Raw genomic sequence first — 5,815 nt, 5'->3', positions numbered from 1 at the left:
TGACCGCTTCGTCGCCGGTGTTCATGAGCATGAACGAGCCGGTGCCGTAGGTGTTCTTGGCGTCGCCGGCGTCGAAGCAGGTCTGGCCGAAGAGGGCGGCCTGCTGGTCGCCGAGGCGCCCGCGACGGGGATTTCGGCGCCGAGGAAGCCGCTCGCGTCGGTCGAGCCGTAGGTGGCTTCGTCCGAGGAGGGACGGACCTCGGGCAGGAGTTCGGCGGGGACGTCGAACTCCTCGAGGAGTTCGTCGTCCCAGTCCATCTCGTGGATGTTGAACAGCATCGTCCGGGATGCGTTCGTGACGTCGGTGACGTGGTTGCCGGTGAGTTTGTAGATGAGCCACGAGTCGATGGTACCCATCATCAACTCGCCGTCCTCGGCGCGGTCACGGACGTCGTCGGGACGCATGCGGGCGAGTTTTATCTGGTCGGCGTTGTCGAGCAACCACTCGGCCTTGGTCGCCGAGAAGTACGCGTCGGGTTCGAGGCCGGTCTTCTCGCGGACCCACTCTTCTTTGCCCTCGTCCTGAAGCGTCTCGATGCGGTCGGTCGTCCGGCGGTCCTGCCAGACGATGGCGTTGGCGATTGGTTTGCCCGTCTCGCGGTCCCAGATGAGCGTGGTCTCGCGCTGGTTGGTGATGCCGATGGCCTCCAACTGCTCGGCGTCGACGCCGGCTTCTTCGAGGGCGTCGTGCATCACCGCCTGCGTGTTGTCCCATATCTCCTCGGGGTCGTGTTCGACCCACCCCGGTTCGGGGTAGATCTGTTCGTGCTTCTGGTATGCGTTCGCTACGACTCGCCCGTCGTGGTCGAAGACCATGAAACGGGTTCCTGTGGTGCCCTGGTCGATTGCACCGACGTACGTGTCTTCAGTCATATCTGATCTGTCACGGCCCGAATTTTACTCTCGGTGCCGCCCTACGAATAAGAATCTCGTATATTCATGATAAATCTTTTCTTCTCCGTCAGATAGTGGCACACTCTCGCGGCGAAGAACGTCGGTCGAAAATCGGTTCGAGAGTCACCAGGTACCGGGTCTGCTCCGTCGAAGGCAGAAACGACCGATTGGACCCGCTCCGCCGGCGAACGCGAATGCATCCGCGGGAAGTTCGGATTTTGACTCACTGCCGATGGTGTTGGTAGAAAATATGTGGTCGGGAGGTGGCGGCCGGCCGGCCGTGCGCCGCGGTCGTCGGACCGAGCAAACTACGTGTCGGGGGTCGTTCAACCGACTATCCATGTCGGACCCGTTCGTCGTCGTCGGTGGTGACGCCGCCGGCCTCTCGGCCGCGAGCAAGTGCAGACGCGAAGACCCGGAGCGAGACGTCGTCGTCTTCGAGAAGGGACGGTGGGTGTCGTACGCCCACTGCGGGACGCCGTACTTCGTCAAGGGCGACGTCGACTCGCTGACGGACCTCCTGTCGCTGTCGCCCGCGGACGTGGAGGACCGCGGCATCGACCTCCACCGCGAACACGAGGTCGTCGCCGTCGACGCCGACGCGCGGACGGTGACGGTTCGGGGTCCCGACGGCGAGTTCGCCCAGTCGTACGGCGACCTCCTCGTGGCGACCGGCGGCCACGCCGTCTCCGACCCCATCGACGGCTTCGGCCTCGACGGCGCGTTCACCCTGCACGGCCTCGACCACGCCGCCGCCGTTCGCGCGTTCCTCGCCGACCCCGCGGCGTTCTCGGTGGGTGACCTCGGCGGCGTCGACTACGTGGACCGCGAGACGGCCGCGCGGTACGGGGCGATGGACTCGCCCGAGACGGTCGCCGTCGCCGGCGGCGGCTACGTCGGCATCGAGATGACGGAGGCGTTCGTCGAACACGGACTGGACGTACACCTGTTTCAGCGACCGGACCGCCTCCTCCCGCCGTTCGGCGAGGCGGTCGGCGACCGAGTGGCCGACCACCTGCGCGAACGGGGCGTCACGCTCCATCTGGGCGAGGAGGTGACCGAACTCCGCGGCGACGACCGGGTGGAGACGCTCGTCTGCGGGTCGGGCACCGAACTCGACGTGGACGCCGCACTCGTCGGCATCGGCATCCGACCGAACACGGCCCTCGTCGAGGGGACGCCGGTCGAACTCGGTGACTCCGGCGCCATCGCCACCGACGAGTTCGGCCGCACGTCCGTCGAGAGCGTCTACGCGGCGGGCGACGTGGCCGAGATGCGCCACGTCGTCACCGGCGACCCGACGTGGGACCCCCTCGGCCTGCCGGCGAACCGCGCCGGCCGCGCCATCGGTTCGACGGTGGCCGGCACCCCCGAACCGGTCGGCGGCGTCGCCGAGACGGCGGTGGTGAAGGCGTCGAGTTGGGGTGCGGGCGCGCGGGGATTCGTCGACCACGACCGCGCCCGGGAAGCGGGGTTCGACCCCGTCTCGGCGACCATCACCGCCGGGTCGCGGTCCGGCTACTACCCCGGCGGGTCCGAGACGACGGTGACGCTCACCGCCGACCGCGAGACCGAACGGCTCCTCGGCGGGAACGTCGTCGGGGCCGACCGCGCCGCTATCAGAATCGACACCGTCGCGACCGCGCTCGGCGCGGAGATGACCGTCGGCGAACTCGAGCGACAGGACCTCGCCTACGCCCCGCCGTTCAGCCCGGTATGGGACCCGGTTCTGGTCGCCGCGAAGGTGCTCCGCGGGCGTGTAATCGCTCTCTGACCGCATCCAGTATCGATATTGATACTGATACCCTAGAGTAATGGTTAGAGAGTGTTTAGATACTCAACATGAGTCTGCTCCGTCGCGAGGAGTCGGCCGGGGGGACGGACCGGCGCGGTCAGGTCGGCATCGGTACCCTCGTCGTCTTCATCGCCATGGTCCTCGTCGCCGCCGTCGCCGCGGGCGTCCTGATAAACACCGCCGCGTTCCTCCAGGCGACGGCCGAGGACGCCGGCAAGGAGAGCGTCGACCGCGTGGTGAACGGCGTCGAAGTCGTCACCGCCGCCGGCCACGTCACGCCGGACGCGAACGACAACGTCGAGAACGGCACCGTCGAGACGGTCCGACTCTGGATTCGGCCGCGGCCGGCGGCCGGCGACATCGACGTCTCCGAACTCTCCGTGAAGTGGGTCGGCGAACATCAGGCCAAGAGCCTCTCGTTCTCGGGGTCGGACCCGACGGCGCCCTCCACGGCGGCCGACGCCCACCGGTCGTTCAACGCGTCGGTCGGTATCGGCGACAGCGACGCGATTCTGGAGACCGGCGAGGAGTTCGTCCTCTACCTCAACGCCTCGCAGATAGAGAGCGCCGACGCCGACCCGACGAACCGTCGTCCCCTGCGACCCGACGACCGCATCACCGTCGAGATAACCGTCGCGGGGGGGAGTACGTCCACCGTCTACCTCTCGGTGCCCGACTACACGGACGACACGTCGTACGTCAGGCTCTGAGCGCGCCCCGAATCACTCCGCGCCCGCGCTGAGGCGGTCGTACTGCTCGCGGAACCGGGCGGCGCAGGACGAACAGCAGAAGTGGTACTGCCTCTCGCCGATCCGTTCGCTCTCGCCTTCGCTCGTCACGGTGTTGCCGCACTCCGCACACGTGAGAGCGAACTCCGTACCGCCGACGCTCGGCGTCCACTCCGTCGACGAGACGATGGTGACCTCGTAGTCGGCGACGCGCCCCAGGTCGACCAGGTCGTCGATTCCCTCGCGGACCGCGTCCGCGCGGAACCGCGCGGAGAACACCACGTCCCCCTCGACGGTGACGAAGACGTGTTCGACCACCTCGGACTCGCGGAGGGCGTCCTTGACCGCCGCCACCTCCGTCGCCGGGAGGTCGAGTCGGACGAGGACGGGCACGCCCGCCCGGAGTTGCGAACGGTCGATGTCGAGCGTGAACCGTCTGATGACGCCCGACTCGCGCAGTTTCTCCACGCGGTCGGAGACGGCGGGCGGCGAGAGGTCCACTCGCTCCGCGATGTCGCTGAACGGTCGTCGCGCGTCCTCGGTGAGGAGTTCGAGTATCCGGAGGTCGGTGTCGTCCAGTTCGCGCATATTCGTACCGTGCCCGTCGGCACACATAGCGTTTTGGCCGGACTAGCGACACGTTATATCGTCAGTACCGTCCGAAACTTTACTTTCGAAGCTGATTCTGGGCGGAACCCCTCGTCGGTTCAGCTCGTCCGCTCGATTCCGTCGTCCTAACCCGCCGTTACACGGCCGCTACCGGGTCCCTTCGGTAGTCTATAACGAAGCCGCTGTGTCGTCCTCGTAAACGTAGAGGTCACGGAAACCACAATGAACCGCAAACTGACAGTCGCACTCGTCGTCGTCGCCGCACTCGTCGCCGCCGGTAGCGGCGCGGCCCTCTTCACCGGTCAGAACGGTGGCGGGGACGCGCCCGCCGCGGCCGACGACGCGTCGGCGGCCGTCGAGCAGTCGACGCCGACGCAGCAGTCGAACGAACTGACCAACGAACCGACCGACCAGACGCCGACGCCCACGGAGACGGCCACCGCCACGGCCACGCCGTCTGACGCCGGCGACGCGGAGTCCGACGCGTCCTCGGACGACGCCGAGGCGGACGAAGGGGCGGTCGAACGCGCGAACGAACCGCCCGTCGCGGTGGCCGGCGGCAACCGGACGGTCCGCGAGTGGGTCCGCGTCCACTTCGACGCGACGGCCTCGACCGACCCCGACGCTCCGACGCCAACCTCACCTACCAGTGGGCGCAGGTCGGCGGTCCGCGAACCGACATGGCCTACGCGGACACGGCGGAGCCCGAGATTCTGGCCCCCGAGGTGACGAAGCGGACCAACTACACCTTCGCCGTCACCGTCACCGACGAGGCGGGCGCGACGGCGACGGACACCGTCACCATCACCGTCCGTCCGCCGATGCTGGAGGGCGACACGCTGTCGGACGAACAGCGGAACGGGGTCGACGACTCCGACGCCGAGCAGTCGCCGGACTCGGGTGACGACTCGAGCGAGGCGAACGGCGGCGGGTCGGGCGGCGACGCCGGCGACTCCGAGTCGGACGACTCGAACACCGACGACGCCGACTCCGAGACGAGTCGAGACGCCATCGCACAGGCCGTCTTCGAGTCGTCGTTCGACAGCCTCGGCGCCGAGGACGCGGCCGCAGTCGAGGAGTTCTACCTGCGCCAACCCGACGGCGAGTGGGACCCCTCGACGGTGAAGACCCGCGACCAACTCGCGCAGGAACGGTACGGGACCGACTTCGACGAACTCGGCTTCGACGGCCGCGTGGACGTCCAGGAGGCGTTCGACGCCCAGTTCGGCGACACCGGCGGCGAACTCTCGAAGGACGAGATTTCGCAGGCCAAGTGGGACCGCGACTTCGCGAACCTGAGCGACGAGTCCGCGGGGCAGATTACGGAACTCTACAACCGGCAGCCGTGGATCAACGAGGACAACGAGCACATGCCCACCCGCGAGCAGTGGGCCTACCGGATGTACGACGGGGCCGACCTGTCCGACCTCACGCGCGAGCAACGCCTCGAAGTCGAACGCCGCTACAACAGCGTGTTCGTGGACTGACGGGGTCGAACCGGCTTCGACTCCCTCGGTCGTCTCTGCTCTCACTTTCGTCTCTTCGACTGACGAACCGGAGTGACTGTGGATAGCCAAGAGAAACTCGGAAAAGCGTGCACCCACAAGCGTGACCGTCATGAGTCAGACGTTCACCGTCGAAGGCATGAGTTGCGGCCACTGCGAACAGACCGTCGAAGAGGCACTCTCGGGCGTCGCAGGCGTCGAATCCGCCACCGCCGACCACGAGTCGTCGTCCGTGACGGTGGAGGGCGAGGCGGACGCGTCCGAACTCGTCGCCGCCGTCGAGG

Annotated in this window: 6 protein-coding genes and 1 pseudogene; 5 read left to right on the top strand and 2 right to left on the bottom strand. The window is 67.5% G+C overall.

Features of this window, described 5'->3' with window-relative positions:
* Positions 1-873: pseudogene (locus GJ632_RS18735) on the bottom strand (glycerol kinase); the annotation flags it as partial.
* Positions 874-1,234: 361 nt separating this feature from the next.
* Here GJ632_RS18735 and GJ632_RS18730 point away from each other — a divergent pair.
* Positions 1,235-2,668 (top strand): FAD-dependent oxidoreductase, encoded by a 1,434-nt coding sequence (locus GJ632_RS18730; RefSeq protein WP_191453730.1) that lies wholly within the window; start codon positions 1,235-1,237, stop codon positions 2,666-2,668.
* Between the two features lie 68 nt (positions 2,669-2,736).
* Positions 2,737-3,399 (top strand): archaellin/type IV pilin N-terminal domain-containing protein, encoded by a 663-nt coding sequence (locus GJ632_RS18725; protein WP_191453729.1) that lies wholly within the window; start codon positions 2,737-2,739, stop codon positions 3,397-3,399.
* Positions 3,400-3,411: 12 nt separating this feature from the next.
* Here GJ632_RS18725 and GJ632_RS18720 read toward each other — a convergent pair whose 3' ends face one another.
* Positions 3,412-4,005, bottom strand: coding sequence for an AsnC family transcriptional regulator (locus tag GJ632_RS18720; protein ID WP_191453728.1), 594 nt, complete (start codon positions 4,003-4,005; stop codon positions 3,412-3,414).
* Positions 4,006-4,248: 243 nt separating this feature from the next.
* Here GJ632_RS18720 and GJ632_RS24285 point away from each other — a divergent pair, with 243 nt between their 5' ends.
* The 3 genes from GJ632_RS24285 to GJ632_RS18710 form a co-directional block, all read left to right on the top strand.
* Positions 4,249-4,755: a hypothetical protein gene (locus tag GJ632_RS24285; protein WP_231751678.1), complete on the top strand. Its 507-nt coding sequence runs from the start codon at positions 4,249-4,251 to the stop codon at positions 4,753-4,755.
* Positions 4,707-5,513: a hypothetical protein gene (locus tag GJ632_RS24280; RefSeq protein ID WP_231751677.1), complete on the top strand. Its 807-nt coding sequence runs from the start codon at positions 4,707-4,709 to the stop codon at positions 5,511-5,513. Before GJ632_RS24285 ends, GJ632_RS24280 begins: the two co-directional genes overlap by 49 nt.
* A gap of 130 nt (positions 5,514-5,643) precedes the next feature.
* On the top strand, positions 5,644-5,815 hold a 172-nt coding region (locus GJ632_RS18710), incomplete at its 3' end, for a heavy-metal-associated domain-containing protein (protein ID WP_191453727.1).

This window comes from Halogeometricum sp. CBA1124 (genome assembly GCF_009741955.1).
Taxonomy (GTDB): Archaea; Halobacteriota; Halobacteria; order Halobacteriales; family Haloferacaceae; genus Halogeometricum; species Halogeometricum rufum.
This window is presented reverse-complemented; position numbering and strand designations above follow the sequence as displayed.

Coding starts and splice junctions, on each gene's coding strand:
- GJ632_RS18730 (WP_191453730.1), top strand. CDS start 1,235: ATGTCGGACCCGTTCGTCGTCGTCGGTGGTGACGCCGCCGGCCTCTCG.
- GJ632_RS18725 (WP_191453729.1), top strand. CDS start 2,737: ATGAGTCTGCTCCGTCGCGAGGAGTCGGCCGGGGGGACGGACCGGCGC.
- GJ632_RS18720 (WP_191453728.1), bottom strand. CDS start 4,005: ATGCGCGAACTGGACGACACCGACCTCCGGATACTCGAACTCCTCACC.
- GJ632_RS24285 (WP_231751678.1), top strand. CDS start 4,249: ATGAACCGCAAACTGACAGTCGCACTCGTCGTCGTCGCCGCACTCGTC.
- GJ632_RS24280 (WP_231751677.1), top strand. CDS start 4,707: ATGGCCTACGCGGACACGGCGGAGCCCGAGATTCTGGCCCCCGAGGTG.